The following is a 21,580-nucleotide window of genomic DNA, read 5'->3' on the forward strand; positions in this document are numbered from 1 at the left end:
GCAGGTCAAGCTGAAGGGCCTGACCCCGGTCGAGTTCCGGGAGCAGGCCCTTCGGGAGGCCGCCTAGCGGTTATGATTTAGCGCGTCCAAGTTCTGGGGCGCAGTTCACGCGCGCGTCCGGGGGCGCCTTCGATATAAAATGACGAGACCAAGAGGACGGGAGGTCTCCAGATGAGCACGAGCATGCAGGAGCGCCGCGACGCGATCGCGCAGTTTGTCACCGCCGAGGGAAGCGTCACGTTCGGCCAGCTCAAGAAGGCGTTCTCCAACGTCTCCGAGATGACGCTGCGCACCGACCTCAAGGCCCTCGACGAGGCTCGCCGCATCGTGCGCACCCACGGGGGCGCCCGCTCGGTGGAGTACGTCGTGGGGACCGACGACCTCCTGCTCAACCGCAGCACCAGAAACGTCGAGGCCAAGGCGCTCATCGCCCGCAAGGCCAAGGGGCTCGTCCGTCCGGACAGCACGATCTTTCTCGACTCCGGCACCACCACGACGGCGCTCGCCCGCGAGCTCGACGACGTGCGCATGCTCGCCTTCACCAACAGCCTCACCTGCGCGGCGGAGCTCGCGCGCCTCGAGAGGGCCCGCACGATCATGGTCGGCGGCAGCCTCAACCGCTTCAGCATGAGCCTCAACGGCTCCAAGACCATCGAGCAGGTCGGCGAGCTCTCCTTCGACCTGCTCTTCCTGGGGGTGACCTCGTTTCAGTCCTCCTCGGGCTTCGCCTGCGGCTCGGACGACGAGGCGGCCCTCAAGCGCGCGCTCATCGCCCACGCCGAGAGGACCGTCGTGCTCATGGACTCCTCCAAGCTCGGGCAGAGAAGCACGTTCAAGATCTGCGACCTCGCCGACGTGGACTGCGTGGTCTCCGACGAAAACCTGACCGAGCACTTCAAGAAGTACTGCGAGGAGGCCGAGGTCGAGGTCCTCTGACGCTCCGTCCGCGAGTGGGGTATCTGTCCCACGGGGCGTCTGCCCCATCCTGTAGCTACAGGGCGCTCTCGAGCTCCATGACCTGCTGGTGCGCGTCGCGCGCGTCGGCCTCCCAGAGGCGCCACTCCCCCGCCGCGTCGCCCGCCACGCGATAGGCCACGCGCGGCCCGAAGCCGCCCACGAGGGCGTTCGCCGCACGCGGGAAGTCGGGGTCGGCCTTCAGCCCCGGGTAGCGCACGGCCTCGACGCGAGGATGGCAGACGAGGTAGTTGGCCACCACCTGCGCGGCATCCGAGAGAACGCGCCAGCGCTCCCGTCCCATCTGGGACGAGAGCGCCATCAGAGCGTCTATGTCGAGGTCCTTCTCGCCCACTTAGCGGCGATCGGCGATCTCGGACACGACGTCGGCGACGAACTCGTCGAGCTCGCGCGTCACGGTCTCGTTGGAGCGGTCGCGCACGGAGATGTTGCCTGCCTCGACCTCCTGCTCGCCGATGATGAGCATGTAGGGCGGTCGGTCGATGTTGCGGGCCTCGCGGATCTTGTAGCCGATCTTCTCGTCGCGCTCGTCGAGCACGGCGCGGATGCCGGCGGCCTCGAGCCTCTCCGTCACCGAGCGCGCGTATTCGCGGCTCTTCTCGGAGACCGGCAGGACCTTCACCTGGCACGGGGCGAGCCAGGTGGGGAACTTGCCGGCGAAGTGCTCGATAAGGATGCCGATGAAGCGCTCGATGGAGCCGAAGCACACGCGGTGCAGCATGATCGGGCGCTTCTTGGAGCCGTCGGCGTCCGTGTACTCCAGGTCGAAGTTGATCGGCATCTGGAAGTCGAGCTGCACGGTGCCGCACTGCCAGGTGCGCCCGAGCGAGTCCTCCAGGTGGAAGTCGATCTTGGGGCCGTAGAAGGCGCCGTCGCCCTCGTTGACCACGTAGTCCTTGCCGAGCTTCTCGAGGGCCACGCGCAGGGCCTCCTCGGCGCGCTCCCAGTCCTCGTCCGAGCCCATGGAGTCCTCGGGGCGGGTGGAGAGCTCGAGGTGGTAGGTGAAGCCGAACTTCTCGTACACCGAGTCGATCAGGTTCACGACGCCGATGATCTCGTCGGTGAGCTGGTCGGGGCGCACGAAGAGGTGGGCGTCGTCCTGGTTGAAGCAGCGCACGCGGAAGAGGCCGTGCAGGGCGCCGCGCATCTCGTGACGGTGCACGAGGCCGATCTCGCCCGCGCGGATGGGCAGCTCGCGGTAGCTGTGAGGCTTGGAGGAGTACACGAGCACGCCGCCCGGGCAGTTCATGGGCTTCACGCAGTACTCCTCGTCGTCGATGATCGTGGAGTACATGTTGTCCTTGTAGTGGTCCCAGTGGCCGGAGGTCTTCCAGAGCTCCTTGCTCATGATCATGGGCGTGGAGATCTCCACGTAGCCGGCGGCGCGGTGGATCTCGCGCCAGTAGTTGAGCAGCTCGTTTTTGAGCGTCATGCCGTTGGGCAGGAAGAACGGGAAGCCCGGCGCCTCGTCGCGCATCATGAAGATGTCCATCTCGCGGCCGATCTTGCGGTGGTCGCGCTTCTTGGCCTCCTCGAGCAGGCGCAGGTGCTCGTCGAGCTCGTCCTTGGTGGCGAAGGCGGTGCCGTTCACGCGGATGAGCATCTTGTTGTTCTTGTCACCCTTCCAGTAGGCGCCGGAGACGCCCGTGAGCTTGAAGGCCTTGAGCGCCTTGGTATAGGTGAGGTGCGGGCCCACGCACATGTCGACGTACTCACCCTGCTGGTAGAAGGTGATGCGCGCGTCCTCGGGCAGATCGCCGATGTGCTCGACCTTGTACTTCTCGCCGCGCTCCTCCATGAGGGCGACGGCCTCGGCGCGGGGCAGCTCGAAGACGGTGAACTTGAGGTTCTCCTTCACGATCTTTCTCATCTCGGCCTCGATCGCGGGGAAGTCCTCCTCGGAGATCTTCTGGCCCTCGGGCAGGTCGATGTCGTAGTAGAAGCCGTTGTCGGTCGCGGGGCCGTAGGCGAAGTCGGCCTCCGGGTAGAGGCGCTTGATGGCCTGGGCCATGATGTGGGCGGCGCTGTGGCGGACGACGTGGGTGAGCTCGTCGGCCGGGCACTCGTCGATGTGGCCGTCGTTGTACAGGACCTTCATGGGAATACCTTTCTCTGGCATGGTCTCCAAACATGAAAAACGCCCGCACGCCACCCGAAGGGCGACGTCGAGCGATATGTGGCGCCTGTCCGGGGCCTGCCGGCCCTGGGAAGGGACAGACGCCTAGATAGTCTGCGTTCGAGCGATATGTGCGAAGATGCGCTGCATCGAGACACGCCTTTCGTCTTTGGACAGCATAGGTTTACCACAACTGGGCGTTCGCCATGCGCGGGGAAACAGATTCGCAGCATCTGCGCGGACGGGTGACGAGAAGTGCCTACGTGCGGGAACCGGACGGTTTGGGGTCCGGAACTGTCCGGAAGCCGCACGCGTCCGGGCTACGTGCGGGGATCGGACGGTTTTACGTCCCAGACCGTCCGGAAGCCGCACGTGTCCGGGCTACGTGCGGGGGGCGGACGGTATTACGTCCCAGACCGTCCGGAAGCCGCACGTGCTTCTCGACACGACGCCACGATCGCACGGACGCTCCCCCGCCATACGAGAACGGCCCCGCAGAAGCGGGGCCGCGCCATGCCGAGAAGAACAGAGGGCCGCTACTGGATGCGGGTGCGGCAGTAGGGGCACACCTTCCAGTCCGCGTTGAGCGGGCGGTGGCAGGTGGGGCAGACGTTGCGGACCTGCGTGTTGCAGATCGGGCAGACCACGAAGTCGCGGTCGATGGGGGCGCCGCACTTGGGGCAGATGCCGTAGTGGCTGAGCTGGTGCTCGCGAAGGGCGATGTCGAGGTCCTGCTCCTCGCGGTCAATGAGGTAGGAGCTCGGGCGCAGGATGACGTAGGCGAGCAGGCCCACGACGGGGATGACCGAGATGATGGCCCACATCCACCAGGGCTCCGCGCCGCGACGCTGGGCGTCACGGATCACGTAGACGATGGAGAGGATGTAGAGCATGACGACGCACACGACCATGAGGTAGAGGACCATGCGGACCTCAGGGGTGATGATCTGGTCGAACAGTTCTTGCGCCATGTCGGGGACTCCTTTGAACACCGGAACGGCGCCGGACGCGGCGCCACAGACAGCGAAATTGTAGCAAAAGCTATCGGAAAAGGCCCGCAAGCTCGCCCGCAAGCGTGATAGACCCACACGCCACGCACGATTCTCCACATAATGCCGATGCGGCGGCCTCAACCGTGGGATACGTTCCCGTCACCTCCGTGCCAGCTGCGTCAAAGAGCTCGGCGAGCTCGGATGCGGGCAGAGCGCGGGGGGACGCGGTCTGGGTCACCGCGACGCGGGGAAACGCCCCGGCGAGAAGATCAACGATGCCCCGGACGTCCTTGTCGGCGAGCACCGCGGCCAGAAGCAGCGGCCGCGGCTCGCCCTCGGGCAGCACGTCCTCGAGCGCGGAGAGGAAGGTCTCGACCGACTGCGGGTTGTGGCAGGCGTCGATGAGCAGCGGCGGCTCGGGGCGCAACAGCTGGAAGCGACCAGGCGTCGGGCACTGGACGATCGAGGTGAAGAGCGCCTCCGCGTCGAGCGTGCGACCGAGGTACCCCTCGGCGAGCGTCACCGCGCAGGCGATGTTCTGCGCCTGGTAGGAGGGCTTGAGCGCGGCGAGCTCCGGATAGGTCGCGCGCGGCGTGGTCACGTCGAGCTCGAGCGGCCCGCCCAGGCGGCGCGGGACCTTGGTCACACGGAAGGAGGCGACGGGCAGCCCCGCGTCCTTCTCGCCCGCGGCATCGGGACGCACGAGCACGGGCGTCACGCCGGCGGCGCGCGCCTGTTCCAGGAACACGTCCTCGACGCTCCTGGGGTCCGCGGTCCCCGTGCCCAGCACGCAGGCGCGGCCGGGCTTGATGATCGCCGCCTTCTCACCGGCGATCTCCTCGAGCGTGTCCCCGAGGATGCGCATGTGGTCGAGGCCGATGCCGGTCACCGCGACGGCACGGATGGACTTGGCGGCGGAGGTGGCGTCCCAGCGGCCGCCCATCCCGCACTCGAGCACCGCCACGTCGACCCCCGCCTCGGCGAAGACGACCATCGCCGCGACGGTGAGGGTGTCGAACTCGGTGATGTCGTAGGGTCGAAGCCCCTGCGCCGCGCGGCGGGCGTTCACGCGCTCCCCCGCCACGTGCGCGGCCGAGACGCCGTGCGCGAAGGCCTCCTCGGAGACCGGGTCGCCGGCGACCTCCATGCGCTCGGTGTAGCTCACGAGCTCGGGCGAGGTATAGAGCGCCGTGCGAAGCCCCTCGCCGGCAAGAATCGCAGCCGCGTAGCGAGAGGTCGAGGTCTTCCCGTTGGTGCCGGCGATCTGCACGCACTCGAAGGCGAGGTCGGGGTCTCCGAGCTCCGCGAGCATGTCCTCCACGGTCTCGAGCAGCGGCTCGATGCCAAACCGGAGCGCCCCGCGCACGATCGCGAGTGCCTCCTCGTAGGAAATCTTCGGAACCTCAAACGGCAGCTGGTACATTACTTCCCCTTTTCACTCTTCTGGACGGCGCCTGGGCATACCCCGGCGCTCAGACAGTCCTCGCCGCAGAGGGCGCGGCTGCGGAACTCGCGGCGGGGTATGCCCAGGCCCCTGCCGTAAGGTTATCTGGCACAACCTGGGGCGCTCAAGCGACAGGCCCTTCTCGGCGTTGTGTACACTCGGCTACGTTGTGTACACAGATAAAAGTTTGAAGTTCGTCCCGAGGTCGCAAAATAGCAGGTAGAGGCTTTGTCGTACTTCTCGTCAAACTATTGCTGTGTACACACCGCAAGGGAATGTGCACAACGGCTCATAGTGTACACAACGGGAGACGAGAAGAACGGCAGGCGAGAAGGACGTGCGGCGCGAGGCGTGCCCCCCCCCGAGCGGGGAACGTCCGCCGCGAGTTCTTGCCGCGCCCTCTGCGGCAAGCTGTTCGAGCGCCGGATGTTCCCCGCTCGGGGAGCACGCACGTGGCTACAGCCCCAGAAGCCGCAAAGCCTCCTGACGGGTCTTGAGGTCGCGCAGGCAGCCGCGGACGGCGGAGGTCGTGGTGAGCGCGCCGGCCGCTCTAACGCCGCGCATGGTCATGCAGGTGTGCTCGGCCTCCATCACCACGAGGACGCCGAGCGGGTCGAGCTCGCGCACCATCGCGTCGGCCACCTGCCCGGTGAGGCGCTCCTGGACCTGGAGCCGCCGCGCGTAGCCCGAGACGCAGCGCGCGATCTTGGAGAGGCCGGTGATGCGGCCGTCGCGCGGGATGTAGCAGACGTGGGCGCGGCCGGTGAACGGCAGGATGTGGTGCTCGCAGAGGGAGGAGAACGGGATGTCCTTGACGATCACCATCTCCTGGTTGCCGGGCTCGTGGAACTGCTTGCGCAGGTGGGCGCCCGGGTCCTCCTGCATGCCGCCGAGGATCTCCTCGCAGGCGCGCGCCACGCGGTCGGGCGTGCCGAGAAGCCCCTCGCGGTCCGGGTCCTCGCCGATGGCGAGCAGAAGCTCGCGCACGGCGGCCTCCACCCGCGTCTTGTCGATCGGGCGAAAGCCCTGGCCGTTCTTCTCGCCCCGTGCGCCCGGGGTGCGCTCGAGATCTGCCATCGTCTACCCCCTCGAACGGCCGCGACCGTAGACGAACCAGTAGGACATGCCCACGAGCACCACGCCGCCCACGAGGTTGCCCAGCGTGGCTGCCGTCAGGTTGCTCACGACGCCCGCGAGGTCGACGGAGCCGGCGCAGGTGCCCGTCGCCTGCAGCATGAGGGCGTAAGGCAGGAAGAACATGTTGGCCACGCAGTGCTCGAAGCCCGCCGCCATGAAAGCCATGACCGGGAGCAGGGCCGAGAAGAACTTGTCAGTGACAGACGTGGCGGCATGTCCCACCCAGACGGCGAGGCACACGAGCATGTTGCAGAGGATGGCGCGCGCGAAGGCGACGCCCCAGTCGAGGGCGACCTTGCCCTCGGCGACCGTGATGGCCGCCTCGCCGACCGCCCCGCCGTTGGCGGAGGCCACGCCCGCGGCGAGCACGAGCCCGGCGGCGAGCACGCTGCCCACGAGGTTGCCGAGAAGCACGAGCGCCCAGCTGGCGAAAAGACGCTTCCACGAGAAGCGGCCGGCGAGCGGGCCCATCACCATGAGGCAGTTGCCGGTGAAGAGCTCCGCGCCGGCGGCGAGGATGAGAAAGAGCCCCAGCGTGAAGGCAAAGCCGCCGAGCAGCTGCGTTGCCGCGAAGGGAAGCGCCGCGTCGGACTTGACCACGAGCATGAACGTGGCGCCCATCGAGATGAACGCCCCGGCCATGACGGAGAGCACCAGTCCGCTCACGACGTCGGTCTTTGCCTTGGTCTCGGCGACGCGCTCGTTTTTGAGCTCCATCGACGCGGGGGTCATCGCCCCGCTGTAGGACGACGACGGCTTCTCGGTTACCTTCATGCGATGCTCCTCTCCGCCGCCTCGATCACGTGGCGGGCGAGAATGGCCGTTGTGACGGACCCCACGCCTCCCGGCACGGGGGTGAGGGCGTCGACGACGCCCTCGGCAGCCCGCGGGTCGACGTCGCCGACGAGCGAGCGGCTTCGCTCGTCCCAGTTGATGCCCACGTCCACCACCACCTGGCCCGGGCGAAGGGCGCCCACGCCCACCGCGCCGGCGCGCCCCGCCGCGGCGATCACCAGGTCGGCGCGGGCGACCTCGGCGGCGAGGTCTTTGGTGCGCGTGTGGCAGAGCGTGACGGTGGCGTTTCTCGCCAGAAGCATCATGGCGACGGGACGCCCGATGACCAGCGAGCGCCCGACGACGACCGCGCGGGCCCCCTCGAGCCCGTAGCCGTAGTGGTCGAGGATCGCGAGGACCGCGGCGGCGGTGCACGGCGGGAAGCCGAGCTCGCGGCCGGAGAAGACGCCGTAGAGAGAGCCCGCGGTGACGCCGTCGACGTCCTTGGCGGGGTCGAGCGCGGCGCAGAGGGCGGCCTCGTCCACCTGCGGGGGCAGCGGGCGCATGATCAGGCACCCGTGGACCGTGGCGTCCCCGTTAACGCGCTCGATGGCGCCGAGCAGGGCCTCGGTGCTCACGTCGTCAGGGAAACCGAGCAGTCTCACGGCGATGCCGAGACGATCGCAGCGCTTGAGCGCGGCGCGCTCGTAGGCGAGGTCGTCGGGCCGTTCGCCGACGCGCACGATGGCGAGGGTCGGCGTCACTCCGCGCGCGACGAGCGCGGCGACGCGAGGGGCGGCGTCATCCGTGAGGGCCGCGGCGACGGGCGCGCCGCGCAGGAACTCCGTCACGTCATGCCCTCCCGCGGATCTTCTCGGCGATGACGTCAGCGAGCGCGCGGGCGCGCCCGACGTACTCCTCGAGGAGCTCCTCGCAGGTGGCGTCGATGCGCGCCGCCTGCTGCCGGTCGCGCAGGGCGGCGGTGTTAACGCTCACGTTGACGCCGGCGCCCTCGAGCGCGGCGAGCGCGAGCAGCGCACCGGTCACGACGTCGGAGGCGAGCGTCGGCGTGCCGATCTGACCCATGCGCTCGAGCAGGGTGATCGCGCGGCAGCACTCCCCCATCATCGCGAGCGGCGCCATGCAGGCGCCCTCCGTGGCCTCCTCGATCGCCTCGTCGCGACCGGGGGCCCCCTTGGGCAGCGCATAGGCCTCGATGAGCGGCGAGAAGCCCGAGGCGTCCTCCTCGATGAGCTCGAGCAGTCGGAAGCGCACGTCCTCGGCCTCGTCCATGAGGCCCGCGACCTCGTCCTCGACGTCCGCGAAGCGCGCCTTGCCGATGGTGAACGAGCCCACCATCGAGCAGAGCGCCGCGGCGAGCGCGCCCGCGAGCGCGCAGGCGCCGCCGCCCCCGGGGACGCTCGTGCGCGCGGCGAGCCGCTCGGCGAACTCCTCGCAGCTCAGCTCCATGAATCGCTCTTCCACGGTTACTCCTTCGGGGTTCCCTGAGCGGGCCCGGGTCGAAAGACTTGACAATATAACCTGACGATATTGTCAAGTTAGAACAGGCCGACGATCTTGCCGTCGGGCGTGACGTCGATCTTCTCGGCGGCCGGGACCTTGGGAAGGCCCGGCATGGTCATGATGTCGCCGGTGAGCGCCACGATGAAGCCCGCGCCCGCAGAGACCTTGAGGTTGCGCACCGTGATGCGGAAGCCGCGTGGCGCGCCGAGCTTGGTCTGGTCGTCGGTGAAGGAGTACTGGGTCTTGGCCACGCAGATGGGCAGGCCGCCAAAGCCCTGCTCCTCGAGCTGCTTAAGCTGCTTGGCCGCGGAGCTCGTGAAGTCGACGCCGTCGGCGTGGTAGACCTTGGTGGCGATGGCGTTCAGCTTGTCCGCGATCGAGTCCTCGACGTCATAGGCAAAGCGGAAGTCGCTCGGCTCCTCGCAGAGGCGCACGACCTCCTCGGCGAGCGCCCGGCCGCCCTCGCCGCCCTTGGCCCAGACCTCGGAGAGCGCGACGTTGACGCCGAGCTCGTTGCACTTGCGCTCGACGAGCGCGAGCTCGGCGGGGGTGTCCGTGGGGAAGGCGTTGATGGCCACCACCACGGGCAGACCCCACACCTCGCGGATGTTGGAGACGTGCTGCAGCAGGTTGGGCAGGCCGGCCTCGAGCGCCTCGAGGTTCTCGGCCCCCAGGTCCGCCTTGGCGACGCCGCCGTTGTACTTGAGGGCGCGCACGGTGGCCACGAGCACGACGGCGCTCGGCTGGATGCCGGCGTAGCGGCACTTGATGTCCAGGAACTTCTCGGCACCCAGGTCCGCGCCGAAGCCGGCCTCGGTGACCACGTAGTCGGCGAGCTTGAGTGCCGTCGTGGTGGCCTCGACGGAGTTGCAGCCGTGCGCGATGTTGGCGAACGGGCCGCCGTGGACGAAGGCGGGGTTGCCCTCGAGCGTCTGCACGAGGTTGGGCTTGATGGCGTCCTTGAGCAGGGCGGTCATCGCGCCCTCGGCGTGGATGTCGGCCACGGTGACGGGCTTGCGATCGTAGGTGTAGGCGATGACCATGCGGGCCAGACGGGCCTTCAGGTCCATGAGGTCGGTGGCGAGGCAGAACACGGCCATGACCTCGGAGGCCACGGTGATGTCAAAGCCGTCCTGGCGCGGCATGCCGTCCGCGACGCCGCCCAGGCCGTCCACGACGTTACGGAGCTGCCGGTCGTTCATGTCGACGCAGCGCTTCCAGACCACGCGACGCGGGTCGATGCCCAGGGCGTTGCCCTGCTTGATGTGGTTGTCGAGCATGGCGGCGCAGAGGTTGTTGGCCGCGCCGATGGCGTGGAAGTCACCCGTGAAGTGGAGGTTGATGTCCTCCATCGGGACGACCTGCGCGTAGCCGCCGCCGGCCGCGCCGCCCTTGATGCCAAAGACCGGGCCGAGCGAGGGCTCGCGCAGGGCGAGCATGGTCTGGTGCCCCATGAGGTTCATGGCGTCCGCCAGGCCGATCGAGGTGGTGGTCTTGCCCTCGCCGGCGGGCGTGGGGTTGATGGCGGTCACGAGGACGAGCTTGCCCCTGCGCGGCGCGTCCGCGAGGGAGTGGATGTCGACCTTTGCCTTGGTGCGCCCGTAGGGCTCGATCATGTCCTCGGTGAGGCCGGCGCGCGCGGCGACCTCGGCGATGGGCAGCATCTTGGCTTCCTGGGCGATCTCGATGTCCGACTTGTACTCAGCCATAACCGTCCCTCCGACGCGATGTGCGATCGATGTGCTATTCGTCTAACTATAGCGCGTGGCGGCCCGCCGCGCCGTCAGCGGCGCGCCTCCGCGACCGAGCGGCGCTCGACGAGCGTCGGCGGGATGCGGATCGCGCGGGCGGCGTAGCCCGGCGCGGTGCCGAGAAGCGCATGCTCCACGGCCGCGCGCCCGCGGGCCACCAGGTCGAAGCGAACCGTCGTGAGCCCCACGTGTGGCACCGTGCCGCGCAGCGAGTCGTCGACGCCCACCACGCTCACGTCCTCGGGGACGCGCCTGCCGGCGTCGCGCAGCGCCTCGACGACGCCGAGCGCCATCTGGTCGTTGGCGGCATAGACGGCGGTCATGGCCTCGTCGGCCGCGAGGGCGGCGCCGGCCTCGTATCCGCTGTCGGCCGTCCAGTCGCCGCGCAGGGGCTCCACGGCGTCCACCCCCTGCGCGGCGAGGGCGTCGCGCCAGCCCTTCTCGCGAAACGAGGAGTCCACCGAGTACGCCGGGCCCGCCACGAAGCGGACCTCGCGGTGACCATGGGCGGCGAGGTGCCCCATCAGCAGCGTGGAGCACCCGTATTGGTCGGAGTCTACGGTCGTGCAGCGCGGGTGCTCGTACATGGTGAGCAGGACCGTGCTGAGCCCGGGCTGCGGCCGGAAGTCCTCGAAGTCCTCGGAGCGAAGGCTCATGCTGATCACGAGCGCGTCGATCGGAAGGCCCGCCATGCGCCGCGTGGCCTCGGCGAGCGACAGCGGCGCCCGGTCGTCCATCTCGACGGTGGTCACGGCGCAGCCCATGTCCCCGGCGGCGGAGAGGATCCCCTTGATGGTGGCGAGGTTGCCGAACTGCTCGACGTTGTAGAGGGCAAGTCCCACCGAGTTGTACCGGCCGCTCCTGAGCGACCTCCCGGCGAAGTTGGGCCTGAAGCCCAGCTCGTCCATGGCGAGAAGAACGCGCCGCCGCGTCTTCTCGCTGACGTTGGTGAGGCCGTTGGCGACGCGGGAGACCGTCTGCTGGGAGACGCCGGCGACGCGCGCCACCTCGGCCATGGACACGGACCCCGCCGCGACGCGGGCGTTCTTCTCGTCTGCCATGGTCCTCCCCCCGATGCGGCCTCGACCGTTTGCAGCCCAATTCTAGCCGATGGGCTGAAAAGCGCACATTCTGGGTTCCACTCAAAATGAGTACGTTAACATTGTGCGTTGAGGGGCGTCTGCGCTGACGCGCCCGACACTCGGCGAGAGGAGCATCGTGATCGAGACCACCTCGTTTGGAACGTTGCCCGACGGCCAGGAGGCCCACGTCTTCGAGCTGCGCGCCGGAGACGCCCGCGTGCGCGTGAGCGACTACGGCGCCACGGTCCTGGGCATCGACGTCCCCGACCGCGCCGGCCGCATCGCCGACGTTGCCCTGGGCTTCGGCGGCCTCGAGGGCTACCTCGGCCCCAACCCCGCCTTCTACGGTGGCACCGTGGGGCCCGTCGCCAACCGCACCGACCGCGCCGAGGTCCCGCTCGACGGCGCCGTCTACCACCTCGCCAAAAACGACGGACCGGACGGCCGCAACAACAACCACACCGACGCCGCCCACGGCCTGCACCGCCGCCTCTGGGACGCGGTCGTCGACGAGAGCGAGGGCGTGGTCCGCATGACCTGCCGCCTTGCCGACGGCGAGCTCGGGCTTCCCGGCAACCGGGACCTCTCCGCGTCCTTCTCGCTCGCCCGCGACGGGGAGGACCACGTGCTCACCGTGACCTACGGATGTGCCACCGACGCGCCCACCTACGTGAGCATGACCAACCACACCTACATGAACCTCGCCGGTCACGACGCCGGCACGGTCCTTGACGAGGTCGTCACCGCCGACGCGGACGCCTTCCTGCCGCTGCGCGAGGACTGCGTCTCGGCCGGCGAGGTCCGCCCCGTTGACGGCACGCCCTTTGACCTGCGCTCCCCGCGCGCGATCGCAGATGGCGTCGACGCCGACGACGAGCAGATCAAGATCGGCCGTGGCTACGACCACTGCCTGTGCATCCGCGGCTGGGAGCCGGGCGGTGCGCCCCGCCACGCCCTGCGCGTCGTGGACCCGGGCAGCGGGCGGGCGCTCGACGTGAGCGTCACCACGCCCGGGGCGCACCTCTACACCGGCAACTGGCTCGGCGACGAGGGGGCCAAGGACGGGGCGACCTACGGGCCCCGCGGCGGGCTCGCCTTCGAGCCCGAGTTCTACCCGGACAACATCCACCACCCCGAGTGGCCGCAGGCCGTCTGGGGGCCGGGCGAGCCGTACGCCCAGACGATCGTGTACCGGTTCTCGACCGTCGGTTAGCGCCCCCTTGCCCCGCGACGTCGCCGCGCCCCAATAACATGCACAGCTCCGGTTTTGCCAATTTCTATCCTGCGGATATATGAAACGAAACGGAACTATGCATGTTAGCGAGAAGGGCGCGTGGTCCGAGAAGGTCCTTGGCGGCGAGGTCCATCACGATGTGAAAGCGCCCCCGCGGGGGCATGATGAAAGGAGCAGCATGGCAGCAGGAACGGACAAGGGCACGCCGCTCGACGTGGCGCGCGAGCTCTTTGACCGGGAGTTCTCCGACGTGGCCCACGAGCGCCTGCTCGCGGTCCACGCGCCCGCGCGCTCGGAGATCTCCGGCAACCACACCGACCACGAGGGCGGCCACGTCATCGCCGGCGCGCTGAACGTGGCCATCGACGGCGTCGCGGCGCCCAACGGCACCGACCGCGTGCGCGTGGCGAGCGCGGGCTACCCCACCTTCGAGATCGCCCTGGACAGCCTCGAGGAGCGCGAGGACGAGCACGTCACCACGGCCGGGCTGGTGCGCGGCATGGCGGCGTGCATGGCCCGGACCGGCCGCACGCCCGCGGGCTTTGACCTCGCCATGACGAGCGACATCCCCTCCGGCGGCGGGCTCTCCAGCTCCGCGGCCGTGGAGGCCGCGCTCGGCCGCGTGATGGAGGCGCTCTGGAAGGGCCCCGAGGTCAGCCCGGTCGAGCTTGCCAAGATGGGGCAGTTCGCCGAGAACCGCTACTTCGGCAAGCCCTGCGGCCTCATGGACCAGGCGGCCGTGTGCCTGGGCGGCCTCGCGTTCATGGACTTCGAGGACGCCGGCGAGCCGCGCACGGCCAAGCTCGAGCTCGACTTCGACGCTGCGGGATATGCCCTGTGCCTCGTGGACGTGGGCTGCGACCACGCGCCCTTCACCGCCGACTACGCCGCGGTGCCCGTCGAGATGCAGCAGGTGGCCCGCGAGTTCGGCCATGAGCGCCTCTGCGAGGTCGACCCGGCCGAGTTCGACCGCCGCCTGCCCGAGCTGCGCGAGAAGCTCGGCGACCGCGCGATCCTGCGCGCGATCCACTACTGGCGCGAGAACGAGCTCGTGGACAAGCGCTGGGACGCGCTCACGTCCGGTGACATCGACCGCTTCCTCGAGCTCACCCGCGAGTCCGGCGCGAGCTCGGCGATGTTCCTCCAGAACGTCTCCACCGGCGGCTCCTTCCAGCCGGCGATGCTGGCGCTGGGGCTGGCCGAGCGCATCCTCGACGGCCTGGGCGCCACGCGCATCCACGGCGGCGGCTTCGGCGGGTCGATCCAGTGCTTCGTGCCGCTCGACATGGTCGAGGACTTCACCGACCAGATGAACGCCTGGCTGGGAGAGGGCGCCTGCGTCCACTACCAGATCGCCGAGAAGGGAGCGCACGCGGAATGGCTGTAGAGAAGACCGAGCTCACGCCCGAGGGCCTGCGCGGCGCGCTGCAGGGCCTCGTCGACTACGCCGCCACGCGCGGCCTCATCCCTTGGGGGGACCGCGTCTGGTCCTACAACGCCACGCTCGAGGCACTCGGCGTCACGGGTCCCGGCCCCGACCAGGAGTGGGTGCTCGCCGAAGAGCCCGCCCCGGGAGAGGCCGTGGAACTCGACCTCGAGGCCACGCTCGCCGAGCTCTCCGAGGTGGCTGTGGAAAACGGCCGCGTCGAGGACACCGCCAACGGGCGCGACCGCGTCTCGATGCAGGTGATGGGCACCCTCATGCCCCGTCCCGCGGAGACGGCCTCGACGTTCTTCTCGCTTCTTGAGAAAGACGGCGCCAAGCACGCCACCGACTGGTTCTACCGCATCTGCTGCGACGCGGGCTACGTGCGCCGCGCCGCCATCGCGCGCAACATCCAGTGGAGCTCCCCCACCCGCTGGGGCGACCTCGAGATCACGATCAACCTCTCCAAGCCCGAGAAGGACCCGCGCGACATCGCGGCCGCGGGCGCGGCCAAGGCCACGGGCGAGAAGTACCCGGCCTGCCAGCTCTGCATCGAGAACGAGGGCTACCCCGGGCGCGGCGCGGCGATGTCCGGCGGGGAGCACCCGGCCCGCCAGAACCTGCGCATCGTCCCGATCGAGCTCGACGGCGAGCGCTGGGGCCTGCAGTACAGCCCCTACGCCTACTTCAACGAGCACAGCATCGCGATGAGCGCCCGCCATCGCCCGATGCACATCGACGAGAAGGCCCTGCGCTGCCTGCTCGACTTCGTGGACCTGCTGCCGCACTACTTCATCGGCTCAAACGCCGACCTGCCCATCGTGGGCGGCTCGATTCTCTCGCACGACCACTTCCAGGGCGGCGCCCACGAGTTCCCGATGATGCGCGCCGAGGTCGCCGAGACCTTCACGATGGACGCCTTCCCCGGCGTGGAGGGCGCGGTGCTCACCTGGCCGCTCTCCGTGCTGCGCCTGCGCTCCGCGAGCCGAGACGAGCTGCTCGCCGCCGCCGTGCACGTCATCGACGCCTGGCGCGCCTGGACCGACGAGTCGGTGGGCGTGGTCGCCCTCGACGAGGACGGCACGCGCCACAACACCGTGACGCCGGTCGTGCGCCGCGTGGACGAGGACGGCGCCGTGGGCGGCGAGCGCTACGAGGCCTACCTCGCGCTGCGCTGCAACGTCACGAGCGACGAGCACCCGCTCGGCATCTTCCACCCGCACGCCGAGTACCACCACATCAAGAAGGAGAACATCGGCCTCATCGAGGTCATGGGCCTCGCGATCCTGCCGCCGCGCCTCGTGGGCGAGCTCGCCGCAGTGCGGGCGCACCTGCTCGAGGGCGTGTCGTCCGGCGCCGACGCCGCCGCCGTGCGCGCCGCACTGGACGCCGACCCGGCGAGCGCGAGCCACGCCGCCTGGGCGGCCGATGTCTACGAGCGCCGCACCGGCGAGCTCACCGAGGAGGCTGCCGAGCAGGTCCTGCGCGACGAGGTCGGCGCCGTCTTCGGACACGTGCTCGAGGACGCCGGCGTCTTCAAGTGGGACGAGGCCGGGCGCGCCGCGCAGATGCGCTTCGTCGCGAGCCTGTAGGCACGTTCTTCTCGCCTTACGCGCCACTTCAAGGAACAGCCGGGGCCGGCCGCCAACGCGACCGGCCCCTTCTTTTGTGCCCGCACTTGATGACAAACCCCGAGAGCGAGCGGGCACCTGGCACCGCCACACATCGAGTGCGGGCCCTAGGGCACTGGATGCGCGCACTCGACAGCAGACGCCAGGTGGCCCCGGGCATTTGACGCCCTTTGGGCCCAAATCCGCCCGCACTCGATGCCCGCACTCATGAGTGCGGGCGAGAAGAACGTGCAGCCCCGCTCAAGCGGCGAACGAGAAGGACGAGCCCCCCCTACTCGTAGCGCTCGTCGAAGACGCGGCGGGTCTTCTTCTCGCTGCGCGGCAGGACGCCGAGCTCCACGACCTTCACGAGCGGCGTGAAGCCGATGCGGCGCTTAACCTCGTGCGCGACCTCGTCGGCGAGGTCGAGGAAGTCCTGCGTGCCGTCCGTCTCCACGTAGATGCGCATGGTGTCGCGGCCCTCGAGGTGCGAGATGCGGATCTGGTACTCGCTCGAGAGCTGCGGGAACTCCTGGAGCACCTCCTCGATCTGACGCGGGAAGACGTTGACGCCCTTGATCTTGACCATGTCGTCGGAGCGGCCGTGCAGCGTGTCGATGCGCGGATAGGGGCTGCCGCAGGGGCAGGTGCCGGGGATGATGCGGCTGAGATCGTGCGTGCGGAAGCGAATGAGCGGCGCGCCCTCCTTGACGAGCGTGGTGATCACGATCTCGCCCCACTCGCCATCGGGCAGCGGCGCGCCCGTGGCGGGGTCGACGATCTCGATGTAGATGAAGTCGTCCCAGTAGTGCATGCCGTCCTCGGCGTCGCAGGAGATGCCGATGCCCGGGCCGTAGACCTCCGTGAGGCCGTAGATGTCGTAGACCTGGATGCCCAGACCCGCCTTCACGCGGTCGCGCATCTTCTTGCCCCAGCGCTCCGAGCCGATGACGCCCTTGGTGAGGGCGATCTGGTCGCGCATGCCGCGTGCCTCGACCTCCTCGGCCAGGAGCAGCGCGTAGCTCGACGTGGCGCCGATGACCGTGGTCTGCAGGTCCACCATGAACTGGAGCTGCTTCTCGGTGTTGCCGGGGCCCATGGGCACGGCCATCGCACCGAGCTTCTCCGCGCCCGCCTGAAAGCCGATGCCCGCGGTCCAGAGGCCGTAGCCGGGCGTGATCTGGATGCGGTCCTCGGACGTGATGCCCGCGAGCTCGTAGCAGCGGGCGAACTGCGTGGCCCAGTCGTCGACGTCGCGCGCGGTGTAGGGGATGATGACGGGCGTGCCCGTGGTGCCGGAGCTCGAGTGGATGCGCACGATCTGGCGCTCGTCGACCGCAGAGATCCCGAGCGGGTAGCAGTTGCGCAGGTCCTCCTTCTCCGAGAAGGGCAGCGCGAGGAAGTCCTCCTCCGTGAGGACCTCGGTGACGCCCGCCTCCTGGAGACGCCGCCCGAAGTAGTTGCCGGACGCAACGAGTCGCTGAACCTGGTCATTCACAAGCTTGAGCTGGGACGCGCTGATATTCATGGCAGGCTCCTCTGTTAATTGGGGACAGTCCCCAATTTGCTGCTATTTGGGGACTGTCCCCAATTTGCAGGTCCAATTGACAGGGCGCGGAGGTCGAGGTCGAGGAAGCGGGGGCTCACGGTGGCGCGGACGGCAGCCGCAAGGTCGTCAAGGGTGACAGGGCCGAGCGCGCCGCCGCGGGCGGCGGCGCCAAGAAGGACGACGTTGAGGGCTCGAGCGGTGCCGAGCGCGGCCTGCGCGGCAGCTGCGTCGACGACCGCGAGGTTCTTCTCGCCCACGCGCTCGCGAAGATAGGACATGATGACGGGCAGGTCGTAGGCAGGGCCGCCCGTGGCGGCGGAGACGGGCACCACCGGGGCGTCGCTCGTGACGACCATGCCTTCCGGACGCAGGAAGGACAGCTGCCGCACGGCCTCCGCCGGCTCGAAGGCCACGATGGCGTCGGCGCGCCCGCGGCCGATGAGCGGCGAGACCGCGCCCTCCCCCAGCCTCACGTGGCTGAAGACCGAGCCGCCGCGCTGCGCCATGCCGATGGTCTCGGCGGTCTTGACGGGAAGGCCGCGCCCCATCGCAGCGCGGGCGAGCAGCTTGGACGCGAGGACGGCTCCCTGGCCGCCCACGCCCGCGAGGATGATGTCCGTGCTCCTTGCGTTCTCGCTCACAGTCGCTCACCTCCCGAGATGGCATGCGTGGGGCAGATCTGCTCGCAGAGGGTGCAGCCCGTGCACTGCGCGGAGTCGATGCGAACCCTGCCCGTCGCGGAATCCGGCACGAGCGCGGGGCAGCCAAGCTCCCGCACGCAGCGCTGGCAGCCGACGCACTTCTCGACGTCCACGACGCTCGTCGCCTTGGGTCTGGCGAGCACCACGCACGGGCTCCGGAAGATGATCGCCTTGACGCCGGGCTCGTCCGCGACGCGGCGCACGGTCTCGACGGCACGCTCGTGGTCGAGCGGGTCCACGGTCTCGACCACCGTGAGGCCGATGGCGAGAAGGACGCGCTCGATCGAGACCTTCTCCACGACCTGACCCATCATCGTGCGGCCCGTGCCCGGGTGCGGCTGATGACCGGTCATCGCCGTGGTGGAGTTGTCGAGCACGACGAGCGTCATGTTGGCCTGGTTGTAGAAGGCGTTGACCACACCGGTTATGCCGGACGCGAAGAAGGTGGAGTCGCCCACGAAGGCAAAGGCGACGGTGTCGGGCTCCACGTGCGTGACACCCTGGGCGATGTTGATGCCCGCGCCCATGCACAGGCACGTGTCCACCATGTCGAGCGGCGCGGCGTTGCCGAGCGTGTAGCAGCCGATGTCGCCGCAGAAGAGCGTCTTGCGGCCGCGCATCGCACGCTTGACGGCATAGAAGGACGCTCGGTGCGGACAGCCGGCGCAGAGGACGGGCGGGCGGATGGGAAGCGTGGGGGGCGCCGGCGGGTTCTTCTCCGTGCTCAAACAGTCCTCGCCGCTACGCGGCTGCGAAACTGCGCGCGGAGAAGAACCCGCCGGCGCGGGCTCGTCAGCCACTTCCCTACCGAGAAATGCGTCGATGGCGCGTCCTACCGACTCGACGGTGTTCTCGCCGGAGGGCTGGATGTCGCCGGTAAGCTTGCCGCAAATCTTTACCGTAAGCCCGCGGCGACCGCAGGTCGCGACGAGGGCGCGCTCTATCACGGGGTCGAGCTCCTCCACGCAGAGGACCTCGTCGAGGCCGTCGAGGAAGTCGGCCGCGAGGGGCTCCGGGAAGGGGTGCGGGGTCGCCACGCGCAGGACGCGCACGTCGTCCTTCTCGCTCAGGTTCTCCGCGACGTAGGTGGCGCTGATGCCGTGGGTGGCGATGCCGAGGCGCGGGACGGCGTCCGGACCGGCCGTCTGCGCCACCGTGTTTCTCGCGTAGCTCGAGAAGCGCTTGGCGAGCTCCGCGTCGCGCCGCTCAATGGCCGCGTGGGCGCGCACGGAGAGCGCGGGGAAGATGACCCAGCGGGAGGGGTCGCGGACGAAGCCCTCGGGCTCGTTGACGCGCCACTCCTCCGGGTCGGCCACCTCCACGTCCTCGTAGCCGTGGTCGACGCGCGTGGTGGGGCGCACGATCACGGGGCAGCCCAGCTCCTCGGAGAGGTCGAAGGCCTCCCCCATCATCGCGTAGGCCTCCGTGGGGCTCGAGGGATCGAGGATCGGCAGCTTGGCGTAGGCGGCAAAGGTGCGCGTGTCCTGCTCGGTCTGGGAGGAGATGGGACCGGGGTCGTCGGCCACGAGCACGACCATGCCGCCCTTGACGCCGATGTAGGAGAGGCTCATGAGCGGGTCGGAGGCGACGTTCAGGCCCACCTGCTTCATCGTCACGAGCGCCCGGGCCCCGGCGTACGCCGCGCCGGCCGCCACCTCGAGCGCCGCCTTCTCGTTCACGGACCACTCCACGTAGACGCCCTCGCCGCGACGCCCTGCCACGGCCTCAAGGACCTCGGTCGACGGCGTGCCCGGGTAGCCGGCCACCACGTTCACGCCCGCGGCGAGCGCGCCCACGGCCATGGCTTCGTTGCCCATCAGAAACTCTCTGTGCATGCTGACCTCCCTCGTTGCGCCGCACTTTAGCAGAGCAAAGCAGCCTCTGGCCGACCCGTCGCAAACCGGTAACGCAATTTTGGGACGGGTTCAAACGCGCTGCTCGTTTGGGACGGGCCTGATGTCAATTGGGGACGTGTTATTTCATGCAGACAGTTTGGGACAGGTTTTCACGGAGACGCGCCTTGCAGCGCGACCAAACCTGTCCCAAACTGTCTGCATGAAATAACACGTCCCCAATTGGCAGACGGGAGGCAGGGTGGCGGAGACGGCGACGGACAGGCTGAGGCTCGTCATCGGCGACGAGGGTCTCGCGCGGCTGGAGGCGGCGCGCGTGGCCGTGGTCGGCCTCGGCGGCGTGGGCTCGAGCTGCGCGGAGGCGCTCGCCCGCGGCGGCGTGGGCCACCTCGTGCTGCTGGACCGCGACGTCGTGGCGCCGAGCAACATCAACCGCCAGGCGCTCGCGTTCACGAGCACCATCGGCCGCCCCAAGGCCGAGGTCATGCGCGCCATGACGCTCGACATCAACCCCGCGGCGAACGTAACCGCCGTGACCGCGTTTCTCGACAAGAACGCGCTGCCCGAGCAGATGGACGAGCTCGGACACCTCGACTATGTGGTGGACGCCATCGATACCGTGGGCCAGAAGCTGCGTCTGGCGCAGTGGTGCCAGGAGTGCGGCATCCCCGAGCTCTCCGCGATGGGCGGCGCCAACAAGCTCGACCCGTGCCGCCTGCGGTTCGCGCACATCGAGGACACCATCAACTGCCCGCTCGCGCGCGTCATGCGCAAGGAGTGCCGGCGCCGCGGCATCCGTGGACTGCGGGTGCTCTTCTCGGACGAGGAGCCCATACGCATGGAGGCCATCTCCGACGAGCAGTGGTTGCGCGAGGGCTCGCTTCTCGGGACGATGAGCTACCTGCCACCCATCATGGGCCAGATGCTCGCCAGCCGCGTGATTCGCGACCTCCTGGGATGGGCGTGACGCAAGCCGCGTGCGACAGAACCCTCCGGGGCATCTGTCGCGCAGGGGCGTCCGCCACAAAATCACCGCTTACGCGCGACGTGGAAAGTTGGTAGGGTAGCTCCTCGCATTCGCCCGCCCTGCGGGTCCCGTCGAGAAAGGTCTGCCCCCATGCCCACCAACAAACGCGAGAGCCTCATCTTTACGATCATCATGTGCTTCTGCATGGTGCTCTGGATGTCCGTCTACAACGTCGCTCGCGTGCATGGCTGGAGCTTCGGCTCCGGAACGCTGGCCGACGCATGGCTCGGCTTCCCGCCGGCCTACGTGGTGGCGATTCTGCTGGACGTTCTTCTCGCCAGCCGGTTTGCCAAGTGGTTTGCGTTCCGCTTCCTGGTGACGCCGGGCAAGAGCAGCCGCCTTGCCATCACGCTGGCCATCAGCACGATGATGGTCTTCCCGATGG

General features: G+C 68.9%; 18 protein-coding genes and 1 pseudogene. 6 read left to right on the forward strand and 13 right to left on the reverse strand.

Going from position 1 to position 21,580, the window contains the following annotated elements:
- Positions 1 to 171: 171 nt before the first annotated feature.
- Positions 172 to 936 (forward strand): DeoR/GlpR family DNA-binding transcription regulator, encoded by a 765-nt coding sequence (locus tag B5F85_RS09925; protein WP_204204767.1) that lies wholly within the window; start codon positions 172 to 174, stop codon positions 934 to 936.
- A 55-nt stretch (positions 937 to 991) separates the two neighbouring features.
- Here the strand turns inward: B5F85_RS09925 and B5F85_RS09930 are convergent, their stop codons facing one another.
- The 10 genes from B5F85_RS09930 to B5F85_RS09975 all read right to left on the reverse strand — a co-directional run bounded on the left by B5F85_RS09930 (position 992) and on the right by B5F85_RS09975 (position 11,774).
- Positions 992 to 1,276 (reverse strand): PLP-dependent transferase, encoded by a 285-nt coding sequence (locus B5F85_RS09930; protein WP_087316835.1) that lies wholly within the window; start codon positions 1,274 to 1,276, stop codon positions 992 to 994.
- Between the two features lie 33 nt (positions 1,277 to 1,309).
- Positions 1,310 to 3,073, reverse strand: a complete 1,764-nt coding sequence (gene thrS, locus B5F85_RS09935; RefSeq protein ID WP_087316837.1) for a threonine--tRNA ligase — start codon at positions 3,071 to 3,073, stop codon at positions 1,310 to 1,312.
- Between the two features lie 554 nt (positions 3,074 to 3,627).
- On the reverse strand, positions 3,628 to 4,062 hold the full coding sequence (locus tag B5F85_RS09940; protein WP_087316839.1) for a zinc ribbon domain-containing protein: 435 nt from the start codon (positions 4,060 to 4,062) through the stop codon (positions 3,628 to 3,630).
- Positions 4,063 to 4,132: 70 nt separating this feature from the next.
- Positions 4,133 to 5,506 carry a Mur ligase family protein gene (locus tag B5F85_RS09945; RefSeq protein ID WP_087316841.1) on the reverse strand — a complete coding sequence of 458 codons (1,374 nt, stop codon included), beginning with the start codon at positions 5,504 to 5,506 and terminating at the stop codon, positions 4,133 to 4,135.
- A gap of 477 nt (positions 5,507 to 5,983) precedes the next feature.
- Positions 5,984 to 6,604, reverse strand: coding sequence for a GTP cyclohydrolase I FolE (gene folE, locus B5F85_RS09950; RefSeq protein WP_087316843.1), 621 nt, complete (start codon positions 6,602 to 6,604; stop codon positions 5,984 to 5,986).
- Between the two features lie 3 nt (positions 6,605 to 6,607).
- Positions 6,608 to 7,438, reverse strand: coding sequence for a formate/nitrite transporter family protein (locus tag B5F85_RS09955; RefSeq protein ID WP_087316845.1), 831 nt, complete (start codon positions 7,436 to 7,438; stop codon positions 6,608 to 6,610).
- Complete coding sequence (locus tag B5F85_RS09960; protein WP_087316847.1) at positions 7,435 to 8,289, reverse strand: bifunctional 5,10-methylenetetrahydrofolate dehydrogenase/5,10-methenyltetrahydrofolate cyclohydrolase; 855 nt, start codon at positions 8,287 to 8,289, stop codon at positions 7,435 to 7,437. The genes B5F85_RS09955 and B5F85_RS09960 overlap by 4 nt, the downstream gene beginning before the upstream one ends.
- A 1-nt stretch (position 8,290) precedes the next feature.
- Positions 8,291 to 8,923, reverse strand: a complete 633-nt coding sequence (locus B5F85_RS09965; RefSeq protein WP_239386874.1) for a cyclodeaminase/cyclohydrolase family protein — start codon at positions 8,921 to 8,923, stop codon at positions 8,291 to 8,293.
- A gap of 74 nt (positions 8,924 to 8,997) precedes the next feature.
- Complete coding sequence (locus tag B5F85_RS09970) at positions 8,998 to 10,671, reverse strand: formate--tetrahydrofolate ligase (RefSeq protein WP_087316851.1); 1,674 nt, start codon at positions 10,669 to 10,671, stop codon at positions 8,998 to 9,000.
- A 74-nt stretch (positions 10,672 to 10,745) separates the two neighbouring features.
- Positions 10,746 to 11,774 (reverse strand): substrate-binding domain-containing protein, encoded by a 1,029-nt coding sequence (locus B5F85_RS09975; RefSeq protein ID WP_239386876.1) that lies wholly within the window; start codon positions 11,772 to 11,774, stop codon positions 10,746 to 10,748.
- A 157-nt stretch (positions 11,775 to 11,931) separates the two neighbouring features.
- On the opposite strand from B5F85_RS09975, the gene B5F85_RS09980 reads away from it, so the two are divergent.
- From B5F85_RS09980 to B5F85_RS09990, 3 genes are all read left to right on the forward strand, one after another.
- Positions 11,932 to 13,008, forward strand: a complete 1,077-nt coding sequence (locus B5F85_RS09980) for an aldose epimerase family protein (protein WP_087316853.1) — start codon at positions 11,932 to 11,934, stop codon at positions 13,006 to 13,008.
- A 199-nt stretch (positions 13,009 to 13,207) separates the two neighbouring features.
- Complete coding sequence (locus B5F85_RS09985; protein WP_087316855.1) at positions 13,208 to 14,416, forward strand: galactokinase family protein; 1,209 nt, start codon at positions 13,208 to 13,210, stop codon at positions 14,414 to 14,416.
- Positions 14,407 to 16,047, forward strand: coding sequence for a UDP-glucose--hexose-1-phosphate uridylyltransferase (locus tag B5F85_RS09990; protein ID WP_087316857.1), 1,641 nt, complete (start codon positions 14,407 to 14,409; stop codon positions 16,045 to 16,047). Before B5F85_RS09985 ends, B5F85_RS09990 begins: the two co-directional genes overlap by 10 nt.
- Positions 16,048 to 16,357: 310 nt before the next feature.
- Here the strand turns inward: B5F85_RS09990 and B5F85_RS09995 are convergent, their stop codons facing one another.
- Genes B5F85_RS09995 through iorA form a run of 3 tightly spaced genes read right to left on the reverse strand, consistent with a single transcriptional unit; the run spans position 16,358 to position 20,150 of the window.
- On the reverse strand, positions 16,358 to 17,593 hold the full coding sequence (locus B5F85_RS09995) for a phenylacetate--CoA ligase (RefSeq protein ID WP_087316859.1): 1,236 nt from the start codon (positions 17,591 to 17,593) through the stop codon (positions 16,358 to 16,360).
- 14 nt (positions 17,594 to 17,607) lie between these two features.
- On the reverse strand, positions 17,608 to 18,255 hold the full coding sequence (locus tag B5F85_RS10000; RefSeq protein ID WP_087316861.1) for an indolepyruvate oxidoreductase subunit beta: 648 nt from the start codon (positions 18,253 to 18,255) through the stop codon (positions 17,608 to 17,610).
- Positions 18,252 to 20,150 carry an indolepyruvate ferredoxin oxidoreductase subunit alpha gene (iorA, locus tag B5F85_RS10005; RefSeq protein ID WP_087316863.1) on the reverse strand — a complete coding sequence of 633 codons (1,899 nt, stop codon included), beginning with the start codon at positions 20,148 to 20,150 and terminating at the stop codon, positions 18,252 to 18,254. Before iorA ends, B5F85_RS10000 begins: the two co-directional genes overlap by 4 nt.
- A gap of 259 nt (positions 20,151 to 20,409) precedes the next feature.
- Between iorA and B5F85_RS10010 the strand changes: the two genes are divergently transcribed.
- Together B5F85_RS10010 and B5F85_RS10015 are read left to right on the forward strand one after the other, a co-directional pair.
- On the forward strand, positions 20,410 to 21,135 hold the full coding sequence (locus B5F85_RS10010; RefSeq protein ID WP_087316865.1) for a tRNA threonylcarbamoyladenosine dehydratase: 726 nt from the start codon (positions 20,410 to 20,412) through the stop codon (positions 21,133 to 21,135).
- Positions 21,136 to 21,285: 150 nt separating this feature from the next.
- A pseudogene (locus tag B5F85_RS10015) lies at positions 21,286 to 21,580 on the forward strand (DUF2798 domain-containing protein); the annotation flags it as partial.

This window comes from Olsenella sp. An293 (assembly GCF_002159495.1).
GTDB lineage: Bacteria > Actinomycetota > Coriobacteriia > Coriobacteriales > Atopobiaceae > Thermophilibacter.

What these genes read in the sequence shown, in the direction of transcription:
- B5F85_RS09970 (WP_087316851.1), bottom strand. Translation starts at nt 10,671, where the DNA reads ATGGCTGAGTACAAGTCGGACATCGAGATCGCCCAGGAAGCCAAGATG.
- B5F85_RS09955 (WP_087316845.1), bottom strand. Translation starts at nt 7,438, where the DNA reads ATGAAGGTAACCGAGAAGCCGTCGTCGTCCTACAGCGGGGCGATGACC.
- folE (WP_087316843.1), bottom strand. Translation starts at nt 6,604, where the DNA reads ATGGCAGATCTCGAGCGCACCCCGGGCGCACGGGGCGAGAAGAACGGC.
- B5F85_RS09975 (WP_239386876.1), bottom strand. Translation starts at nt 11,774, where the DNA reads ATGGCAGACGAGAAGAACGCCCGCGTCGCGGCGGGGTCCGTGTCCATG.
- B5F85_RS09995 (WP_087316859.1), bottom strand. Translation starts at nt 17,593, where the DNA reads ATGAATATCAGCGCGTCCCAGCTCAAGCTTGTGAATGACCAGGTTCAG.
- B5F85_RS09945 (WP_087316841.1), bottom strand. Translation starts at nt 5,506, where the DNA reads ATGTACCAGCTGCCGTTTGAGGTTCCGAAGATTTCCTACGAGGAGGCA.
- B5F85_RS09990 (WP_087316857.1), top strand. Translation starts at nt 14,407, where the DNA reads ATGGCTGTAGAGAAGACCGAGCTCACGCCCGAGGGCCTGCGCGGCGCG.
- B5F85_RS09930 (WP_087316835.1), bottom strand. Translation starts at nt 1,276, where the DNA reads ATGGCGCTCTCGTCCCAGATGGGACGGGAGCGCTGGCGCGTTCTCTCG.
- B5F85_RS09940 (WP_087316839.1), bottom strand. Translation starts at nt 4,062, where the DNA reads ATGGCGCAAGAACTGTTCGACCAGATCATCACCCCTGAGGTCCGCATG.
- B5F85_RS09985 (WP_087316855.1), top strand. Translation starts at nt 13,208, where the DNA reads ATGGCAGCAGGAACGGACAAGGGCACGCCGCTCGACGTGGCGCGCGAG.
- iorA (WP_087316863.1), bottom strand. Translation starts at nt 20,150, where the DNA reads ATGCACAGAGAGTTTCTGATGGGCAACGAAGCCATGGCCGTGGGCGCG.
- B5F85_RS09925 (WP_204204767.1), top strand. Translation starts at nt 172, where the DNA reads ATGAGCACGAGCATGCAGGAGCGCCGCGACGCGATCGCGCAGTTTGTC.
- thrS (WP_087316837.1), bottom strand. Translation starts at nt 3,073, where the DNA reads ATGAAGGTCCTGTACAACGACGGCCACATCGACGAGTGCCCGGCCGAC.